The sequence below is a fragment of the Oleiphilus sp. HI0080 genome (genome assembly GCF_001635135.1).
The window spans coordinates 1-324 of the sequence record NZ_LWFU01000216.1 but is presented as its reverse complement, the minus strand read 5'-3'; the positions used below and the strand labels follow the sequence as shown (position 1 = coordinate 324).

Here is a 324-nt window from a genome sequence, read left to right as displayed (position 1 = left end):
TTTGCGTTGCTCGTTCACGCTCGGCAACGTCTTGTTGCAGTGCCGAAATGCGCTCATTTGAGCGCTTTATGTAGTCTGCTTCAACATTCATAGTTTGCGCCGTTTTATTGTTATTTGCTGTATTGTTCGGATGTTGTACGGATCGCACATTTTCTTTGTCAATTTCAGCTTCTGGGGCTAGGTTTGTCATCTTAAACCTTGCTAAGTTTTGCGTAGGAAAGCACAAGCCACTTATTGCCGTGCTCTTGAAACATAATTTGAATGCGTGCGTGAGGGCCGCGGCCCTCGTAATTCACAACAGTTCCTTCGCCAAACTTTGGGTGA

General features: G+C 45.7%; 1 protein-coding gene. It reads right to left on the bottom strand.

Annotated elements, in window-relative coordinates; all coding sequences use genetic code 11:
- Positions 1-191 precede the first annotated feature (191 nt).
- The coding region (locus tag A3751_RS23830; protein WP_369821221.1) for a hypothetical protein at positions 192-324 on the bottom strand (133 nt) is incomplete at its 5' end.